This is a genomic window from Mumia sp. ZJ1417 (assembly GCF_014127285.1).
GTDB lineage: Bacteria > Actinomycetota > Actinomycetes > Propionibacteriales > Nocardioidaceae > Mumia.
In genome coordinates, this window is record NZ_CP059901.1 from 1,185,657 (window position 1) to 1,201,821 (window position 16,165).

The following is a 16,165-nucleotide window of genomic DNA, read 5'->3' on the forward strand; positions in this document are numbered from 1 at the left end:
CGGGGCCGAGGTTTCGACAGGCTCAACCGGCGGTGGCGGGGTTTCGACAGGCTCAACCAGCGGTGGCGGGGGTGCGCGAGCGCTGCTCCTCACCCACATCGGCGAGCTCGTCACGTGGGAGAACGAGCGCCCGCTCCGCCAGGACGCCGCGCTCGTCCTCGCCGACGGCGTCGTCGCGTGGGTCGGGGACGCGGCCGACGCGCCCGCCGCCGACGAGGTGCTGGACGTCGCCGGCGCCGCGGTCGTCCCGGGCTTCGTCGACTCCCACAGCCACCTCGTCTTCGCCGGGGACCGCGCGGCGGAGTTCGAGGCGCGGATGGCCGGGCGCCCGTACGCCGCCGGCGGCATCCGCACCACCGTTGCCGCCACCCGCACGGCCACCGACGCCGACCTCGACGCGAACGTCCGCCGACTCGTCGCCGAGATGCAGCGCCAGGGGACCACCACGGTCGAGATCAAGAGCGGGTACGGCCTCACCGTCGACGACGAGGCGCGCTCGCTGGCGATCGCCGCGCAGCACACCGACGAGACCACCTACCTCGGCGCCCACATCGTCCCCGACGGCACCACCCCCGAGGCCTACGTCGACCTCGTCACCGGCCCGATGCTCGACGCCTGCGCCCCGTACGCGCGCTGGGTCGACGTCTTCTGCGAGGACGGTGCGTTCGGCGCCGACGCCGCCCGCACCGTCCTCACCGCCGGACGCGACGCGGGCCTCGGCATGCGCGTCCACGCCAACCAGCTGTCGTACGGCCCGGGGGTGCAGCTGGCCTGCGAGCTCGGCGCGGCCGCGGTGGACCACTGCACCTACCTCAGCGACGCCGACATCGAGGCGCTCGCTACCTCCGACACCGTCGCGGGGCTCCTTCCCGGCGTCGAGTTCTCGACCCGCCATCCGTACCCCGACGCGCGCCGGCTCCTCGACGCCGGCGTCACCGTGTCGCTCGCGAGCGACTGCAACCCGGGCAGCAGCTACACGTCGTCGATCCCGTTCTGCCTCGCGCTCGCCGTGCGCGAGATGGGCATGACCCCGTACGAGGCCCTCGGCGCGGCGACGCTCGGCGGGGCCGCGTCCCTGCGTCGCGACGACATCGGCCACCTGCGGGTCGGGGCGCGTGCCGACCTCGCGATCCTCGACGCTCCCTCGGCGGTGCACCTGGCGTACCGGCCCGGCGTCCCGCTGGTCGCCCGCACGCTCGTCGGCGGCCGCTGACCCGGGTCGGCCAGGCGTCCGGTCCCTCACGCGTGCAGCGACGCGCCCTTCACCGTCTTGTCCACCGCGTTGCGGGGCCCGTGCACCGCGACGGTCGCGAACAGCTCCCGCGTATAGATCGCCATCGGCATCTCCCGCCGCAGCGCCGCCCCGTGGATCCCACGCAACCCCTCCGCGTCGGCGGTGAAGACGAGCATCGGCTGGCGCATCATCGGCAGGTAGCGCTGCCCGTCGGCGTCCTCGTACGGCTCGCGGACAGCGTCGCCGCAGCACCTGGACCGGGTCTTGTACGTTCTTTGCATGGCTGATCGGGTCCGCGCGTGGCGACCCGACGTGCCGCACCTGCGTGAGGTGCTGCACGCCGAGTTCACCGAGCACGCCTACCCGAGCCACACCCACGGCGACTGGACGCTGCTGCTCATCGACGCCGGCGCCGTCTCGTACGACCTCGACCGTCATCCCCACACCGCCGAGCCGACGACCCTCACGCTCCTCCCGCCGCACGTGCCGCACGACGGCCGTACGGCGCGCGAGGGGCGGCCGTTCCGCAAGCGCGTGCGCTATCTCGACGCGACCTGGCTGCCGCTCGGTGCCACCGGCCACAACGTCGACCAGCCGACGGTCGCGCGCCCCGACGTCACCGGCGGGGTGAGGCGTATCCATGCGGCGCTCGGCGGGGGCGACGCCTTCGAAGCGGAGTCAGAGCTGGTCCGGGTCCACGACCTGCTGCGGGAGCACCTCCACAGGCTCGCGCCGTCGACAGCCCCCGACGTGCCGCTGGCCCGCCGTCTGCGCGAGCTCCTCGACGAGGCGGTCGTCGCCGGCCTGACGCTCGATGAGGCCTCGCGGGTGCTCGGCGCACACCCGAGCCACCTCGTACGGTCGTTCTCAGCGGCGTACGGCCTCCCGCCCCACCGCTACCTCACGAGCCGCCGCGTGGACCTCGTCCGCCGGATGCTGCTGGACGGCCGTCCGGCCGCGGAGGCGGCGGTGGCCGCCGGATTTCACGACCAGGCACACCTCACGCGCCACTTCCGGCGGGTCCTCGGGACGACGCCCGGCGCCTTCGTAGGTGCCCGACCCCGTCGTCTGAGGTAGCCCCGCCCACCAATCTGAGGCACCTGGTAAGCCAAACCTAGGGTGCGCACCCGATGTGAGCGCCTACCTCAGACGACGAGAGTGAGGGCATCAGGACGAGCGAAGGAGACCCTGATGTACATCGATCCCGAGCAGTCGGTCACGACCGAGATGAAGCACCGCATCGAGCGGCTCCCGATCCCTGGTGACGACCGTCGCGCCGACCTCGTTCGCGGGCCGCGCGCACGTCGTCGTCGGGGACTGCGACTCTGAGCCGTCGTGTTGCGCCTACCCGACCGCGTCGTCCCGTGCGAGTATCCCCGCATGGGCGACGCGGTCGAGATCGAGGTCGGGAACCGTGACGTCCGCGTGTCCAACCCCGACCGCGTCTACTTCCCCGAGCGGGGCGAGACCAAGCTCGACCTCGTCACCTACTACCTCTCCGTCGGCGACGGCATCGTCAACGCGCTGCGTGAGCGGCCCTGCATGCTCCACCGCTTCCCCAAGGGTGTCGCCTCGACGAAGGTCCACCAGAAGCGCGTCCCCGCGGGGGCGCCGCCGTGGCTGGAGACCGTACGCGTGGAGTTCCCGCGGTACGGCCGCCACGCGTACGAGCTGTGCGTCACCGAGCTCGCGAGCGTGATCTGGGCGGTGCAGATGTCGACCGTCGAGTTCCACCCGTGGAACTCACGCCGCGCCGACACCGAGAAGCCCGACGAGTGGCGCATCGACCTCGACCCGGGCCCGGAGTGCGACTTCTCGACCGTACGGAGGGTGGCGCACGTCGCGCACGAGATCCTCGACGAGCTCGGGGCGGTCGGCTGGCCCAAGACCTCGGGTGGTTCCGGGATGCACATCTATGTCCGTATCGCGCCCGAGCATGGCTTCCCCGACGTCCGTCGCGCCGCGCTCGCGTTCGCCCGCGAGGTCGAGCGCCGCGTCCCTGACGAGGTGACGACGACCTGGTGGCGCAAGGACCGCGACCCGGCCAAGCTCTTCGTCGACTACAACCAGAACACCCGCGACCACACCATTGCCGCCGCCTACTCCGTACGAGGCGTCCCTGACGCACGGGTCTCCGCGCCGATCCGGTGGGACGAGGTCGACGACGTCGAGCCCGCCGCACTGACGATCGCCACGATGCCCGCCCGCTATGCCGAGCTGGGCGACCTGCACGCGGGCATCGACGAGGCCGTGTTCTCGATCGCGCCCCTGCTGGAGTGGGCGGCGCGCGACGAGGCCGAAGGGGCGCAGGTGCCGCCCGAAGAGGGTGGCTGACGGGGCGCGGGCACGCTAGCGTCGAGGGGAACGCTCACCGAGAGGAGTCCTCATGCGCAAGCTCTCCCTTCTCGTCGCTGCCGGCGTCGGATACGTCCTCGGGGCCAAGGCCGGACACGAGAGGTACGACCAGATCGTCACGCAGACCAAGAAGCTCCTCGGGAGCCAGCCGGTCCAGGACGGCTTCTCGAAGGCGACCGACACGGTCAAGGACCAGGCGCCCGTGGTCAAGGACAAGGTCACCGATGCTGCTCACAAGGTCGCAGACAAGGTGACACCGGGTTCGTCGAGCGACCATGTCGAGGTCGAGGAAGAGCTGGCCTGGACGACGTCCACCGACGACAAACCGAAGCCCTGAGGTGGCGCCCGTACGCGAGGACGTTTCCGCGGCACAGTTCGTCGCGGCGCTGCTCCCGATGGCGACGGACGAGCAGCGGGTGAAGTACCAGCGGTTCTTCCCCGGTGACGACACCTTCGTCGGCGTACGGATGGGCGCGATCTTCGGCCTTGCCAAGGAGTTCCTTGCGATGCCCGTCGACGAGCTCGAGGTGCTCCTCGACCACGACGTGCGCGAGGTCCGGGTCGGCGCCTGCTCGATCATGGGCAAGGCGGCGGCCCGCAAGCGGGTGACCGAAGAGCGGCACGAGGAGCTGTACGACCTCTACGTGCGCCGCCACGACCGGATCGACGGGTGGGACCTCGTCGACCTCGGGGCCTACCAGGTCGTCGGCAGCTGGCTCGTCGAGCGCCCGCGCGACCCGCTGTATGCGCTGGCGCGCTCGGACTTCTGGCCCGAGCGGCGTACGGCGATCGTGGCGACCGCGGCGTTCATCGGTCGCGAGGACGTGGCCGACACGTTCGCGATCAGCGCGCTGCTCCTCGACGACCCGGAGCCGCTGGTGCACAAGGGTGCCGGGTGGATGCTGCGCTACGCCGGCGACGTGGACCGGGACGCGTTGCGCGGGTTCCTCGACACGCACGCGGTCACGATGCCCCGCGTGATGCTGCGGACCGCCCTCGAGAAGTTCGACAAGCCTGAACGCGCCGCCTACCTCGCCCGCCCCGCGATTTGACGCGTTCCCCACCGAGTTGCGTCCGAGATGGGTGGGAAACGCGTCAAATCAGGGGGCGGGCCCTCAGGGTCAGCGCGTGCGTAGGCCGAACCCGTATGGGAACAGCGGGTCGTAGTCCGCGTCCCCGACGTTGAGCGGCTGCTGCGCGACCGTACGAGGCCACGTCACCGGGAGCTTGCCGGTGAACCGCTTCTTGCCGAACAGCACGTCCGCCACGCCCGCACCCTCGCTGCCGGGCAGCCAGCCTGCGACGAGCCCGTCGATCTTGCTGAGCAGGTCCGGCGCGATCTCCAGCGGTCGGCCCGAGACCACGATCACGACGCACTCCGCGGCCTGCGTGCAGACGGTGTCCACGGCCTGCTGGTCGGCCTCGGACAGCTTCATGTCCTTGATCGGCCGCAGCACCCCGTTGTCACCGGGGTCGAAGCCCCAGCGCGGGCCACCGACGTCGCCGAAGCCCTCCGCGTACGGCGTCTCGCCGACCACCACGACACCCGTCGCGTCGCTCGGCACCGGCGTGGACGCGGTCTCGCTCACCGTGACGTCACCGCGCGAGGCGTCCTCGATGCCCTCGAGGATCGTCGTGCCCGGGAACTGGTGGTACGAGCCGCCCTGCCAGGTCAGCGTCCAGCCGCCGGCCTGGTTGCCGATGTTGTCGGCGTTGCTGCCCGCGACATAGAGCGACGAGCGCTTCGACAGCGGCAGGACGTCGCCACGGTTCTTCAGCAGCACCTGCGACTTCGCCACGGCCTCGCGCGCCACCTTGCGGTGCTGCGCGCTGCCGACCTCGTCGATGTTTCGACGGTCGGTATACGGCTTCTCGAACAGGCCGAGCTCGAACTTCTGGGCCAGGATCCGGCTCACCGCGTCGTCGATCCGCGACATCGGGACGCGTCCCGCCTCGACCTCCTGGGTGAGTGCGGTGATGAACTGCCGGAACTGCGCCGGCTCCATCGCCATGTCGATGCCGGCGTTGATCGCCGTACGGACCTGCGTGTTCCAGTCGCCCGGGATCTGGTGGATCGCCTCCCAGTCGCTGATGACCAGGCCGTCGAAGCCCATCCGGCCCTTGAGGACGCCGGTGAGCAGCTCGGTGTGCGCGGTCATCTTGAGCGGGTTGCCGACCCCGTCCTCGGTCCAGTCGACCGACGAGAACGACGGCATGACCGACCCGGCGCCGTACTTCTTGATCGCGGGCCAGTACGGGGCGAGGGCGAGGCGCGTGAACTCCTCACGGCTCACGATCGCGATGCCCTGGTCGATCGTGTAGTCGCCAGCGGACGTCCCGAAGGTCGTGAGGCCGTCTCCGGCGTAGTGCTTCGGCGTTGCGAGGACGCGGTCGGCGTTGTCGAGCTGGCCGGGTCGTCCCTGGAAGCCGCGGACGGCGACGGCCATCTCCGAGACCAGCCGCGGTGACTCGCCGAAGCTCTCGTACGTACGGCCCCACCGGTCGTCCCGTGCGACGCACAGGCACGGCGCGAAGCTCCACTGCGGACCCGTCGCGCGGGTCTCCTCGGCGGTGACGTGGGAGATCTTCTCGACCAGCTTCGGGTCGCGGGTGGCACCGAGGCCGATGTTGTGCGGGAACACGGTCGCGCCGTAGAGGTTCCCGTGTCCGTGCACGGAGTCGACCCCGTACAGGACGGGGATCTTCAGGCGCGTCGCGAGCGCGCCGTCCTGGAAGCCGTCGACCATGTCGGCCCAACCCTCGGGGGAGTTGTCGGCCGGTACGGAGCCGCCGCCGGACAGGATGCTGCCGAGACCGAGGGCGGTCACGTCGGCGGGCGTCGCGTTGCCCCGCTCGGCCTGAGTCATCTGGCCGATCTTCTCGGCCAGGGTCATGCGTGAGAGCAGGTCCTTCACCCGCTTCTCGGTAGGCAGCCGCGGGTTGAGGTAGGGCAGGGTGCCCCGGTCCTTGCCCGTGCTCGCCCCGCTCGGGGTCGTGGCCGGCGCCGAGGCCGCGCCGACGCCGACGGTGCCGGCGACCAGTGCCGTTACGGCACCGAGCACCAGCGTGGTGCGTCGGAATCGGGAACGAGGTGCTGCGTCGGTGCTTCGAGGTCTGGCATCCATGAGGTCCTCCACTCGAATGTGACGTACGTCATACTCAGGCCTCCGAATATTGCGTAACCAACAACAAATGGCAAGACCTGGGTTCACGGATACGTCCCGGATCTGAGGTAGTCGTGGACCCTTACTAAGGAACTCGTCCGATGCCTGCGGCTACCTCAGACGACGAGCATTGACGTCATGATCCTGAATCCGGAGTACTACGTGGAGACCGAGATGCAGCGCCGTATCGAGGACGCCCACCCGCGCCCTCGTCGCCGTACCGTCCGGCGTCGCACGCGCCGGGCTCGGCGGTGACCCAGGGCGCGGTGTCGGCCCACGAATCTGAGTCGAATCCTGTCGGTGTCTTGGGCGATCATGGGTTCATGTCCGCCGAGTGGAGACCGACCGAGCCCCTGGTCGGGCGTGAGACCGAGCTCTCGCGCCTGCTCGCCGCAACCGGCGTCGCTGACCCGGAGGCCCGCGGGGGTGTCCTCCTCAGCGGCGACGCCGGCATCGGCAAGACTCGCCTGCTTCGCGAGCTCGCGGTCCTTGCCGCCGACGGAGGCCACCGCGTCATGGTGGGCCACTGCGTCGATCTCGGCGACAGCGCGATCCCCTTCCAGCCCTTCGCCGAGATGCTGGCGGGGTTGGACGACGCCACCCGCACGTCCATGTCCGACGCGATGCCCCCGCTCGGTCCGCTCATGTGGGGTGCCGCGGACGGCGCGGGCGTGGACCGCGGCGAGCTCTTCTCGTCGGTCGTGACCGCGCTCGAGCTGCTCGGCGCGAGCCGTCCCGTCCTTCTCATCGTCGAGGACGCCCACTGGGCAGACGCCTCCACACGGCACCTGATCCGCTACGTGCTCTCCCAGCGGTACGAGGGCGACGTCCGGGTGGTCGTCTCCTACCGTAGCGACGACCTGCACCGCCGCCACCCGTTGCGCGCCGACGTCGCGGAGTGGAGCCGGTTGCCCGGTGTCCAGCGTCTCGACCTCGGCCCGCTCGCCGACGACGAGGTTCGGGCGCTCGTGCGTTCGCGCGACGCCGGCGCGATCGGTGCGAGCGGGCTGGCCGCGATCCTCCGCCGCGCGGAGGGCAACGCGTTCATCGTCGAGGAGCTGCTCGACGTCGACGACAAGAACGGCCCGCTGCCTCCGACCTTGGCCGATCTGCTCCTCGTGCGGCTTGACCGCCTTGACGACGCTGGGCGACACGTCGTGCGTGCGCTCGCCTGTGCAGTCGGTGAGGTGAGCGACGAGCTGTTGTCCGCCGTCGTGGACCTGCCACCGAGCACGATCGAGGACGGTGTCCGCGCCGCACTCGACCACCGCATCCTCTCCCGGACCCGCAGCGACGGCTACGTCTTCCGACATGCCTTGCTCGCCGAGGTCGTACGAGACGACCTGCTGCCGGCCGAGCGACGTCGGATCCACGCGGCATACGTCAAGGTGCTGAGCGGCCGTGGCGACTCGGCCGACGTCGCGCGGCACGCGTTCGAGGCAGGTCTCGACGAGGTCGCGTTCACGGCCAGTGTCCGCGCTGCCGAGCGGGCGACCCGCGTCGCGGGCCACGACGAGGCCGCGGACCACTACGAGCGGGCGTTCTCGGTGGTGTCCGCTGCCCCTGAGGGCACCGACGTCGTCGGTCTGGTGATCGCCGCGAGCGAGGCCAAGACAGCAGCCGGATACGTACGCCGAGCCTGGGTGCTCGTCGGCGACTTCCTCGAGCAGGCCGACGACCTGCCTGTGGAGGACCGGGCGCGGCTCCTCGTCGCGTACGGCACGGCGGCGCTGATGGCCGATCGGATCGTCGAGCCGCGCCAGGCGCTCGAGGAGCTCTTCGTGCTCGTTCCCGAGCAGCCGACTGCGCTGCGGGCCTCCGTCGAGGAGCTCGCTGCCCGTGCCGCGTCCAACGAGAGGCACTTCGACGAGGCGATCCGCTGGGCGACCCAGGCGATGACACTAGGGCAGCGGCTGGGTCTCAACCGGCTCGTGGCCGACGCTGCCGCAACCAAGGCTAGGGCGCGTGCTCGGATCGGTGACGACCCCGAGGGCGACGAGCGCCGCTTCCTCGAGGTCGCAAAGATTGCGGCGACCGAGGGCGACGTCGTGGCAGAGCTGAGGGCTCGCCACCACCTCGCCTTCTACTACCACGAACGCGGCATGCTCGACCGCGCTGAGGCCGAGTTCCTCCGGACGATGAAGACGGCCGTGCAGGCCGGTCGCCAATGGGCTCCGTACGGTTTCGACGGCCGCTTCTTCGCGTCGGTCACGGCCTATCTCCTCGGTCATTGGGACCTTGTCCTCGAGCTCTGCGACGTCGGCATGCTGCAGCCGCCCAAGGTCCCCGCAGCTGATCTCGAGGCCGTCGGTCTGCTCGTCTCGGCAGGCCGGGGCGACGGCGCGGCGCTGCGCACGGCCGAGCGACTGCGCGCCCTCTGGCACAAGGACATTGTCCTCGCCATCCACTGTGCGACGGCCGCCATCGACCTGGCCCGCGATGCGGGTGAGGCGACACGCTGGCACGACGACCTGGTCATGACACTGACCCAGGACTGGGACGGTGAGTTCGTCCCGGCTCGCCTGCGGATGGGGGGCCTGCTCGTGGGACGCCTCGCCGACGAGGCGGGCCACGCGTCGACCGCCGAGCGCAGCGAGTGGCTCACGCGCGCAGAGCAGCTGCGGGCCGTCGCCGACCACGTCATCGAGCAGCGCGGCCCGTTCGGTCCCGAGGGAGCCGCGTGGTCATTGCGCCTGGACGCCGAGATCCTGCGTCTGCGCTGGATCGTCGGGGGTGAGGTTGCGCTCCCCGCGCTGCTCACCGCATGGCGCGAGACCACGCAGGCGTTCGCCGAGCTCGGACAGGTCTACGAGGAGGCCCGCTCCGCGTCCCGGCTCGCGGCAGTCCTGCAGGCCAGCGGCGACGTGGCAGGCGCCAAGGAGGTCGCGAGCAGCGCGCACGAGCAGGCCGTCGCGTTGGGCGCAGCACCGCTCACCCGCGTGCTCGAGCAGCTCGCGGGCTCGACCACGGCAGCGGCCACCTCGGCCGCTTCGAAGCCCCACGTCGCCGGCGAGAAGCCGCTGACTGCTCGTGAACGTGAGGTCCTCGAGCACCTCGTCGAGGGCCGTACCAACGGCGAGATCGCGACGCTGCTGTTCATCAGCACCAAGACGGTCTCGGTCCACGTCTCCAACATCCTCGCCAAGCTCGGGGCGTCGACCCGCACGGAGGCGGCAGCGATCGCGCGACGCCAGCGCGCCTGAGCGCAGGCGTCCGTAGGGCCCGCGTGACGAGCGGGATCGCCCGAGCGCTGAGACGCTGAGGGCATGTGCCGCTTGTTCGGTCTGCAGTGCGGTCGTCATCCGATGACCGCGACCTTCTGGCTGCTCGACGCCCCCGACAGTCTGCGGTCGCAGGGCCGTCGCAACCCGGACGGGACGGGCATCGGCGTCTTCGAGCCCGATGGTGCCGCGCGGATCGACAAGCAGCCGATCGATGCATGGGACGACACGGCCTTCGCGCGCGACGCGAAGACCATGCACGGGACGACGTTCGTCGCGCACGTCCGGTATGCCAGCACGGGTGCGCACACCGTCGCCAACACGCACCCGTTCGAGCTCGACAACCGGCTGTTCGCCCACAACGGCGTCGTCGGCGGGCTCGAGTCGCTCGACGCCCGTCTGGCCGACGTCGGTGCCAGCGCGCTGGTCGAGGGCCAGACGGACAGTGAGCGGGTCTTCGCGCTGATCACGGCGGAGATCCGCCGCAACAGCGGCGACGTGGCAGACGGCGTGCACGACGCGATCAGCTGGATCGCCGAGAACCTGCCCGTGCTGGCCCTGAACTTCGTCCTGACCACCGCGACGGACCTCTGGGCGCTGCGCTACCCGGACGTGCACCCCCTGCGGTTCCTCGAGCGGGCCGAGCGCGTCCCGGGCACCGAGGGGTGGGACGGCGCCAGCGACCGCATCCATGCCCGTGTGGATCCTGCCGACGACGACCACCGGACCGTGGTCGTGGCGACCGAGGAGATGGACGACGAGCCCGGCTGGACGGCGCTGGAGTCCGGCGAGCTGCTGCACGTCGACCGCGACCTCACCCTCACCCGTACCCATCCGTTCGGCCCGCTGCGACATCCGCTTGCGCTCGCCGACCTCGAGCCGACCGCGGCCGCGTCGCAGCGCTCCTAGCCCGAGCCCCGACTACGAGGAGGACGCGTGAACGACGTCCCGAACGCCCGTATCGGCGTCACCGGCCTGGCCGTGATGGGCCGCAACCTCGCCCGCAACCTGGCCCGCCACGGCTTCCCGGTTGCGCTGCACAACCGCACCTATGCCCGTACGGAGTCGCTGGTCGCCGACCACGGAGACGAGGGCACCTTCGTCCCGTCCGAGTCGCTGGAGGACTTCGTGGCGTCGATAGCGAAGCCACGCCCGATCATCGTGATGGTCAAGGCGGGCGAGCCCACCGACGCGGTCATCGACGAGCTCGTCCCGCTGCTCGACGAGGGCGACGTGGTCATCGACTGCGGCAACGCGCACTTCCTCGACACCCGGCGGCGCGAGGCTGCGCTGCGCGAGAAGGGACTCCACTTCGTCGGCGCGGGCGTCTCCGGCGGAGAAGAGGGCGCGCTCAACGGCCCGAGCATCATGCCGGGCGGTTCCGCTGAGTCGTACGAGACGCTCGGGCCGATGTTCGAGACCATCGCCGCCCAGGTCGACGGCACCCCGTGCTGCACCCACGTCGGCCCGGACGGCGCCGGGCACTTCGTCAAGATGGTCCACAACGGGATCGAGTACGCCGACATGCAGCTGATCGCCGAGGCGTACGACCTGCTGCGGCACGGGCTCGGCGCGGAGCCGGCGCGGATCGCGGAGATCTTCGCGCAGTGGAACGAGGGCGACCTCGAGTCCTACCTCATCGAGATCACCGCCGACGTGCTCGCCCACACCGACGCCGCCACCGGGCGACCGTTCATCGACGTCGTGCGGGACGAGGCGGAGCAGAAGGGCACCGGACGCTGGACGGTCCAGACCGCGCTGGACCTCGGCGTCCCGGTCACGGGCATCGCCGAGGCGACGTTCGCGCGCTCGGTCTCGGGGCACACCGAGCAGCGCGAGCCGGCCCGTACGGCCTATCCCGACGCGCACGCGGACACCGGGTGGCGGCCGGACGACGACGACACGTTCGTCGACGACGTCCGCCGGGCCCTGTACGCGTCGAAGGTCGTCGCGTACGCCCAGGGCTTCGACGAGATCCTGGCCGGGAGGCGCGCGTACGACTGGGGGATCGATCCGGGGGCGATGGCGACGATCTGGCGTGGCGGCTGCATCATTCGGGCGCGGTTCCTCGACCGCATCCGCGAGGCGTACGACGGCGATCCGGACCTGCCGTCGCTGCTCGTCGCCCCGTACTTCGTCGACGCCGTGCAAGCGGGCCTAGAGTCCTGGCGCCGCGTCGTCGCGATCGCCGCCCGTACCAGCATCCCGGCACCGGCGTTCGCCTCGTCGCTTGCATACTTCGACGCCCTGCGGGCCGAGCGACTGCCGGCCGCGCTAATCCAGGCCCTCCGCGACGACTTCGGCGCTCACACCTACCGGCGCGTCGACAAACCCGGCACGTTCCACACGCTCTGGGCCGGTGAGCGGTCCGAGGAGCAGCGGGGCTGAGCCTCGTGTCCCCTTCACGGGGTCGACACCGCAATTCTGAGGGGCCCCTCGGCCCGGCACCGCCGTCTCTGTCCTGCCTGCGGGCCAAGGCAACCCGATGATCGCCGAGGGCATCGCGATCGGTGCCAACACGCGGAGGCGCAGGGCATCAACGCGCTGCGCCGCCTCGGCGAGAACCTCGCGAAGCGGGTCTCTCGTACGACGACGTGATCACGATGCGGGTGTCCTCCAGAACCCGTCAGGCGCGGCCGCGGCGGACTTCGCCGGGTGGAACCGTGCGTACCGGCAATACTTCGCCAACACGAGCCTGTCCATCGGCACGCCGGTGCTGGTGCCGCTCGGGACGGCAGCGCCCGGCCATGGCAAGGGGAAGGGCGGGCACTAGTCCGACGGTTCCGCGTCCGTACGGTGCCTTGCCTCGGCGAGGCCCCGTACGGACGGCGGCACCGTGATCCCCGTGCGCAGGTCGGGCGCGGGGACCGGAGCACCGGCGACCTCGCGCAGCGGGACCACTCCCGCCCAGGCCTCGCCAGCGATGTCGTCGTCCTCGTCCTCCGGCCACCCGTCGGACACCTTGAGCGACCAGCGCTCGATCGGCAGCCCGAGCACGAGCGTGGCAGCCAGCTCGCGGCGTGTCGACGGCCGCACCTCCGCCGCGCGGCCCGGGATCAGCGCATCGGTCAGCCGGTCCAACGCCGCGACCTGCTCATCGTCCGGCAGCACCGAAGCGGCGCCGAACAGCACCGCGCTTCGGTAGTGCAGCGACGACTCGAACGTCGACCGCGCCACCACGATCCCGTCGAGCGCCGTCACGGCCACGGAGACCGGCGCCCCTGCGGCCACCACGCGCATCCAGGGCGACCCTGTGGACCCGTGGAGGAGCAGCCGGTCGCCCTCGCGCGCGAACGCGGTCGGGACCACGAGCGGTGCACCGTCGACGACCACGCCGAGGTGGCAGACGCGCACGGAGTCGAGGAGCCGGTCTAGGGCGGCTCGGTCGCGGCGCTGCTTGCCCGGCAGACGGGTGACGTCGGTGCGCGGCGGATCGGGCGACACCGGGTCAGCGTGCGGACGCGACGTACTGGTTGAGCTGGTCGCGCTCGAACTGCAGCTGCTGCATCCGGAACTTCACCGCGTCGCCGATCGACAAGATCGCGACCAGCGCCTCGTCCTCGTCGACGACCGGCACGTGGCGGATGCGCTCGTTGGTCATGATCTCGAGGAGCGCACCGATGGAGTCATCCGGCCCGCAGGTGTGGACCTCGGACGTCATGATCGACGACACCGGCTGTGTCAAAGGGTCGCTCGTGCTGCGCAGCTTGCGCACGATGTCGCGCTCCGACACGATCCCGGCGACGTGGATGCCGTCCTCGCTCACGACCAGGGCACCGATGTTGCGTGCGTCGAGCTCGTCGAGCAGCGCGGAGACCGCTGCGTCGGGGGCGATGGTGAACACGTCGGTGCTGCCCTTCGACGTGACGACGTCACTGACCTTCATCGCTTCCCCCTGGGTTCACACGTGGCCGATGCGCTCAACCTAGCGTGATCCGGGCCACTCTCACCAGCCCGCGGGAGGCCCTTGCTGCCCGTACGTGCTCCCCTGCTGCCCGTACGAGGGGTAGCCGCCGCCTCCGCCGTACGGGGAATCCCACCGCGGACCGGAGCGCGAGAACCACTCGTTGGCACCCCCGCTGAACAGCAGGACGATCACGGCGATCCCCGCCACGAGCCACAGCACGGAGACGAACGACAAGATCATCACCAGACTCGTGATGATTGTCAGCGACGCCAGCACGACCAGGGCGATCCGAGCCCACGCCTGACGACGCAGCACGAAGACGCTGACCACGAGGGAGACCACCGAGGCCACCACGAACACCGCCACCATCGCGTAGACCGCGGGACGGTTGTCCTGGACGGACTGCACGTCGGAGGGGCTCAGGTCGAAGTCGGTCGGGTTCTCGGCCATCTCGTCGAGCATCCACCCGAGCGCCACCGCGACCAGGATCCAGCCGAGGGCCGTCAGCACCGACAGCGCGATCGTGATCCAGGCGGCCAGCGTCACCGTGACAGGACGGGCGTCGGGGTCGCGGGGGATCGGAAAGCTCGACTGCGGCAGCCCGCTCGCGTATGGGTCGTACCCGCCGTACTGCTGCTGCCCGTACGAGGGCTGTTGCGGATACTGCGGACCGTACGGAGGTTGCTGCGGGCCCTGCTGGCCGTACGGAGGGTGTCCTTGGCCGTACGGCGACGGGCCCTGGCCCGGTGGTGGGCCGGGGTCGGACGGTGGCGGAGTCGGCGTGGACATGCGGCTGATCCTACGGCTGGAGAAGTCCGCGCGGTCGCTCAACCGTCCGAGCGACGGTGCGAGGCGAGGTCGGTGACGTTCGTGCGGACGGGCTCGGTCGGCGGGGTGCGCTCGTCCTCGGGCTCGTGCGGCTCGGTGTCGGGGAAGTAGCCGAGGTAGGCCATCGCCGCCTCGTGGAGCAGCGAGTTGGTCGCGAGCGCGTTGCCGTGCCACGGGCCGGGCTGGCCGTTGAGCGCGGTGAACGTGCCGCCGGCCTCCCGCACGATCGGGTCGAGCGCGGCCATGTCCCACAGCGCGAGCTCAGGCTCGGCGGCGATGTCCACGGCGCCCTCGGCGAGCAGCATGTACGACCAGAAGTCGCCGTAGCCACGCGTGCGCCAGCAGCGCCGCGTCAGTGCGAGGAAGCTCTCGAGCTTGCCGATCTCCTCCCAGCCGCCGAGCGAGGCGTACGACAGCGACGCGTCGTCCATCCGGTCGACCTTGGAGACCTGGAGGCGTGTCGCGGACATCAGCGACTTGCCGGTGTAGGCGCCGCCGCCCTTCGACGCCCACCAGCGGCGCCCGAGCGCGGGTGCCGACACGCAGGACGCGACGACCTCGTCCTCGATGGCGATCGCGATCAGCGTCGCCCACACGGGCACGCCGCGCACGTAGTTGGAGGTGCCGTCGATCGGGTCGATGATCCAGCGGCGGGTGGCGTCCTCCACGGTGCCGACCTGCTCGCCGTTCTCCTCGCCGAGCACGATGTCGCGGGTGCGGGCGCTGCGCAGCGTGCGTCGGATCGTCCGCTCGACGGCCTGGTCAGCCTCGGTCACCCACGTCATGTCGGGCTTCGTCGAGACCTTGAGATCGCCGGCGCGGAACTTCTCCATCGAGATCGAGTCGGCGTTGTCGGCGAGCACGTGGCACAGCCGAAGATCGTCGTGGTGGGAGTGCGCCATGGCCCCACAGTAGAGGTTCGCGCCCCTACGATGGAGGCCGTCCACGAGGAGGGCTGATGTTCGACATCATCGACGGAGTTCCGCTGCACCCGTTGTTCCTGCACGTGCCGATCGTTCTCATCCCTCTGACGACGTTGCTGACCCTCGCGTTCCTCGTCCCACGGTGGCGCTGGGCGCTGCGGTGGCCGCTCGCGATCGTCGCCGTGGCCGCGGCAGCGGGGACGTACGCGACGGTGCAGTCCGGCGAGGAGCTCAAGGCGCGCATCGGTGCGTCCGGCGAGATTGGCGCGGCGATCGACCTGCACCAGACCTGGGGCGACAGGTTGCTCTACGCGGCGATCGTGCTCGCGGTGCTGGCCGTGATCGCGGCCATCGTCGTCACCCGTACGGCCGGGACCGCGGCGACCGTGGTCGCCGTCCTGCTGGCGGTCGCCGGCGTCACCGCCGGGTGGATCACGTACGAGACAGGCGACCGCGGCTCGCGAGCGGTCTGGTGCGCGACGACCGTGTCGTCCGACGGCGGGTCGCTCGAGGAGTGCCTCCGCACCTGACGG

17 protein-coding genes are annotated in these 16,165 nt (G+C 70.9%); 11 read left to right on the forward strand and 6 right to left on the reverse strand.

The genetic code is table 11. From position 1 onward, the window contains the following. The first annotated feature begins 82 nt into the window (after positions 1-82). Positions 83-1,213 carry an imidazolonepropionase gene (gene hutI / locus H4N58_RS05630; protein WP_167252083.1) on the forward strand — a complete coding sequence of 377 codons (1,131 nt, stop codon included), beginning with the start codon at positions 83-85 and terminating at the stop codon, positions 1,211-1,213. 26 nt (positions 1,214-1,239) lie between these two features. Here hutI and H4N58_RS05635 read toward each other — a convergent pair whose 3' ends face one another. Then, positions 1,240-1,515, reverse strand: coding sequence for a DUF2000 family protein (locus H4N58_RS05635; protein ID WP_167252028.1), 276 nt, complete (start codon positions 1,513-1,515; stop codon positions 1,240-1,242). Here H4N58_RS05635 and H4N58_RS05640 point away from each other — a divergent pair. The 5 genes from H4N58_RS05640 to H4N58_RS05660 all read left to right on the forward strand — a co-directional run bounded on the left by H4N58_RS05640 (position 1,514) and on the right by H4N58_RS05660 (position 4,641). Next, on the forward strand, positions 1,514-2,311 hold the full coding sequence (locus H4N58_RS05640) for an AraC family transcriptional regulator (protein WP_167252027.1): 798 nt from the start codon (positions 1,514-1,516) through the stop codon (positions 2,309-2,311). The genes H4N58_RS05635 and H4N58_RS05640 overlap by 2 nt on opposite strands. Before the next feature lie 114 nt (positions 2,312-2,425). Next, complete coding sequence (locus tag H4N58_RS05645) at positions 2,426-2,563, forward strand: hypothetical protein (RefSeq protein WP_167007392.1); 138 nt, start codon at positions 2,426-2,428, stop codon at positions 2,561-2,563. A gap of 51 nt (positions 2,564-2,614) precedes the next feature. Beyond that, positions 2,615-3,568, forward strand: a complete 954-nt coding sequence (gene ligD / locus H4N58_RS05650; protein WP_167007395.1) for a non-homologous end-joining DNA ligase — start codon at positions 2,615-2,617, stop codon at positions 3,566-3,568. Between the two features lie 52 nt (positions 3,569-3,620). Beyond that, positions 3,621-3,926 (forward strand): hypothetical protein, encoded by a 306-nt coding sequence (locus H4N58_RS05655; protein WP_167007398.1) that lies wholly within the window; start codon positions 3,621-3,623, stop codon positions 3,924-3,926. A gap of 1 nt (position 3,927) precedes the next feature. Beyond that, entirely contained in the window at positions 3,928-4,641 is a 714-nt protein-coding gene (locus H4N58_RS05660) for a DNA alkylation repair protein (protein WP_208322961.1), read from the forward strand. A 69-nt stretch (positions 4,642-4,710) separates the two neighbouring features. Here H4N58_RS05660 and H4N58_RS05665 read toward each other — a convergent pair whose 3' ends face one another. Further along, positions 4,711-6,651 (reverse strand): glycoside hydrolase family 3 protein, encoded by a 1,941-nt coding sequence (locus H4N58_RS05665; RefSeq protein WP_243845185.1) that lies wholly within the window; start codon positions 6,649-6,651, stop codon positions 4,711-4,713. A gap of 425 nt (positions 6,652-7,076) precedes the next feature. Here H4N58_RS05665 and H4N58_RS20805 point away from each other — a divergent pair, with 425 nt between their 5' ends. The 4 genes from H4N58_RS20805 to H4N58_RS05685 all read left to right on the forward strand — a co-directional run bounded on the left by H4N58_RS20805 (position 7,077) and on the right by H4N58_RS05685 (position 12,747). After that, the gene (locus H4N58_RS20805) at positions 7,077-9,956 is read left to right on the forward strand and encodes an AAA family ATPase (protein ID WP_167007406.1); all 2,880 of its coding nucleotides are present in this window, start codon (positions 7,077-7,079) and stop codon (positions 9,954-9,956) included. A 63-nt stretch (positions 9,957-10,019) separates the two neighbouring features. Beyond that, positions 10,020-10,883 carry a class II glutamine amidotransferase gene (locus tag H4N58_RS05675; protein ID WP_167007409.1) on the forward strand — a complete coding sequence of 288 codons (864 nt, stop codon included), beginning with the start codon at positions 10,020-10,022 and terminating at the stop codon, positions 10,881-10,883. A gap of 27 nt (positions 10,884-10,910) precedes the next feature. Continuing rightward, on the forward strand, positions 10,911-12,362 hold the full coding sequence (gene gndA, locus H4N58_RS05680; RefSeq protein WP_208322960.1) for an NADP-dependent phosphogluconate dehydrogenase: 1,452 nt from the start codon (positions 10,911-10,913) through the stop codon (positions 12,360-12,362). Positions 12,363-12,459: 97 nt separating this feature from the next. After that, positions 12,460-12,747, forward strand: a complete 288-nt coding sequence (locus tag H4N58_RS05685; protein WP_243845184.1) for a hypothetical protein — start codon at positions 12,460-12,462, stop codon at positions 12,745-12,747. Here H4N58_RS05685 and H4N58_RS05690 read toward each other — a convergent pair. Genes H4N58_RS05690 through H4N58_RS05705 form a run of 4 tightly spaced genes read right to left on the reverse strand, consistent with a single transcriptional unit; the run spans position 12,744 to position 15,611 of the window. Then, the gene (locus H4N58_RS05690) at positions 12,744-13,418 is read right to left on the reverse strand and encodes a pyridoxamine 5'-phosphate oxidase family protein (RefSeq protein ID WP_167007412.1); all 675 of its coding nucleotides are present in this window, start codon (positions 13,416-13,418) and stop codon (positions 12,744-12,746) included. The two genes, H4N58_RS05685 and H4N58_RS05690, sit on opposite strands and share 4 nt — an antisense overlap. Positions 13,419-13,422: 4 nt before the next feature. Further along, positions 13,423-13,860, reverse strand: coding sequence for a CBS domain-containing protein (locus H4N58_RS05695; RefSeq protein ID WP_167007415.1), 438 nt, complete (start codon positions 13,858-13,860; stop codon positions 13,423-13,425). Positions 13,861-13,920: 60 nt separating this feature from the next. Next, complete coding sequence (locus H4N58_RS05700) at positions 13,921-14,670, reverse strand: hypothetical protein (RefSeq protein WP_167007418.1); 750 nt, start codon at positions 14,668-14,670, stop codon at positions 13,921-13,923. A gap of 38 nt (positions 14,671-14,708) precedes the next feature. Further along, on the reverse strand, positions 14,709-15,611 hold the full coding sequence (locus tag H4N58_RS05705) for an inositol monophosphatase family protein (RefSeq protein WP_167007420.1): 903 nt from the start codon (positions 15,609-15,611) through the stop codon (positions 14,709-14,711). Positions 15,612-15,667: 56 nt separating this feature from the next. Here H4N58_RS05705 and H4N58_RS05710 point away from each other — a divergent pair, with 56 nt between their 5' ends. Next, positions 15,668-16,162: a DUF2231 domain-containing protein gene (locus H4N58_RS05710; protein ID WP_167252024.1), complete on the forward strand. Its 495-nt coding sequence runs from the start codon at positions 15,668-15,670 to the stop codon at positions 16,160-16,162. Positions 16,163-16,165: the final 3 nt, after the last annotated feature.

What these genes read in the sequence shown, in the direction of transcription:
- H4N58_RS05640 (WP_167252027.1), top strand. Translation starts at nt 1,514, where the DNA reads ATGGCTGATCGGGTCCGCGCGTGGCGACCCGACGTGCCGCACCTGCGT.
- H4N58_RS05635 (WP_167252028.1), bottom strand. Translation starts at nt 1,515, where the DNA reads ATGCAAAGAACGTACAAGACCCGGTCCAGGTGCTGCGGCGACGCTGTC.
- H4N58_RS05645 (WP_167007392.1), top strand. Translation starts at nt 2,426, where the DNA reads ATGTACATCGATCCCGAGCAGTCGGTCACGACCGAGATGAAGCACCGC.
- ligD (WP_167007395.1), top strand. Translation starts at nt 2,615, where the DNA reads ATGGGCGACGCGGTCGAGATCGAGGTCGGGAACCGTGACGTCCGCGTG.
- H4N58_RS05655 (WP_167007398.1), top strand. Translation starts at nt 3,621, where the DNA reads ATGCGCAAGCTCTCCCTTCTCGTCGCTGCCGGCGTCGGATACGTCCTC.
- H4N58_RS20805 (WP_167007406.1), top strand. Translation starts at nt 7,077, where the DNA reads ATGTCCGCCGAGTGGAGACCGACCGAGCCCCTGGTCGGGCGTGAGACC.
- H4N58_RS05675 (WP_167007409.1), top strand. Translation starts at nt 10,020, where the DNA reads ATGTGCCGCTTGTTCGGTCTGCAGTGCGGTCGTCATCCGATGACCGCG.
- H4N58_RS05685 (WP_243845184.1), top strand. Translation starts at nt 12,460, where the DNA reads ATGATCGCCGAGGGCATCGCGATCGGTGCCAACACGCGGAGGCGCAGG.
- H4N58_RS05695 (WP_167007415.1), bottom strand. Translation starts at nt 13,860, where the DNA reads ATGAAGGTCAGTGACGTCGTCACGTCGAAGGGCAGCACCGACGTGTTC.
- H4N58_RS05700 (WP_167007418.1), bottom strand. Translation starts at nt 14,670, where the DNA reads ATGTCCACGCCGACTCCGCCACCGTCCGACCCCGGCCCACCACCGGGC.
- H4N58_RS05705 (WP_167007420.1), bottom strand. Translation starts at nt 15,611, where the DNA reads ATGGCGCACTCCCACCACGACGATCTTCGGCTGTGCCACGTGCTCGCC.
- H4N58_RS05710 (WP_167252024.1), top strand. Translation starts at nt 15,668, where the DNA reads ATGTTCGACATCATCGACGGAGTTCCGCTGCACCCGTTGTTCCTGCAC.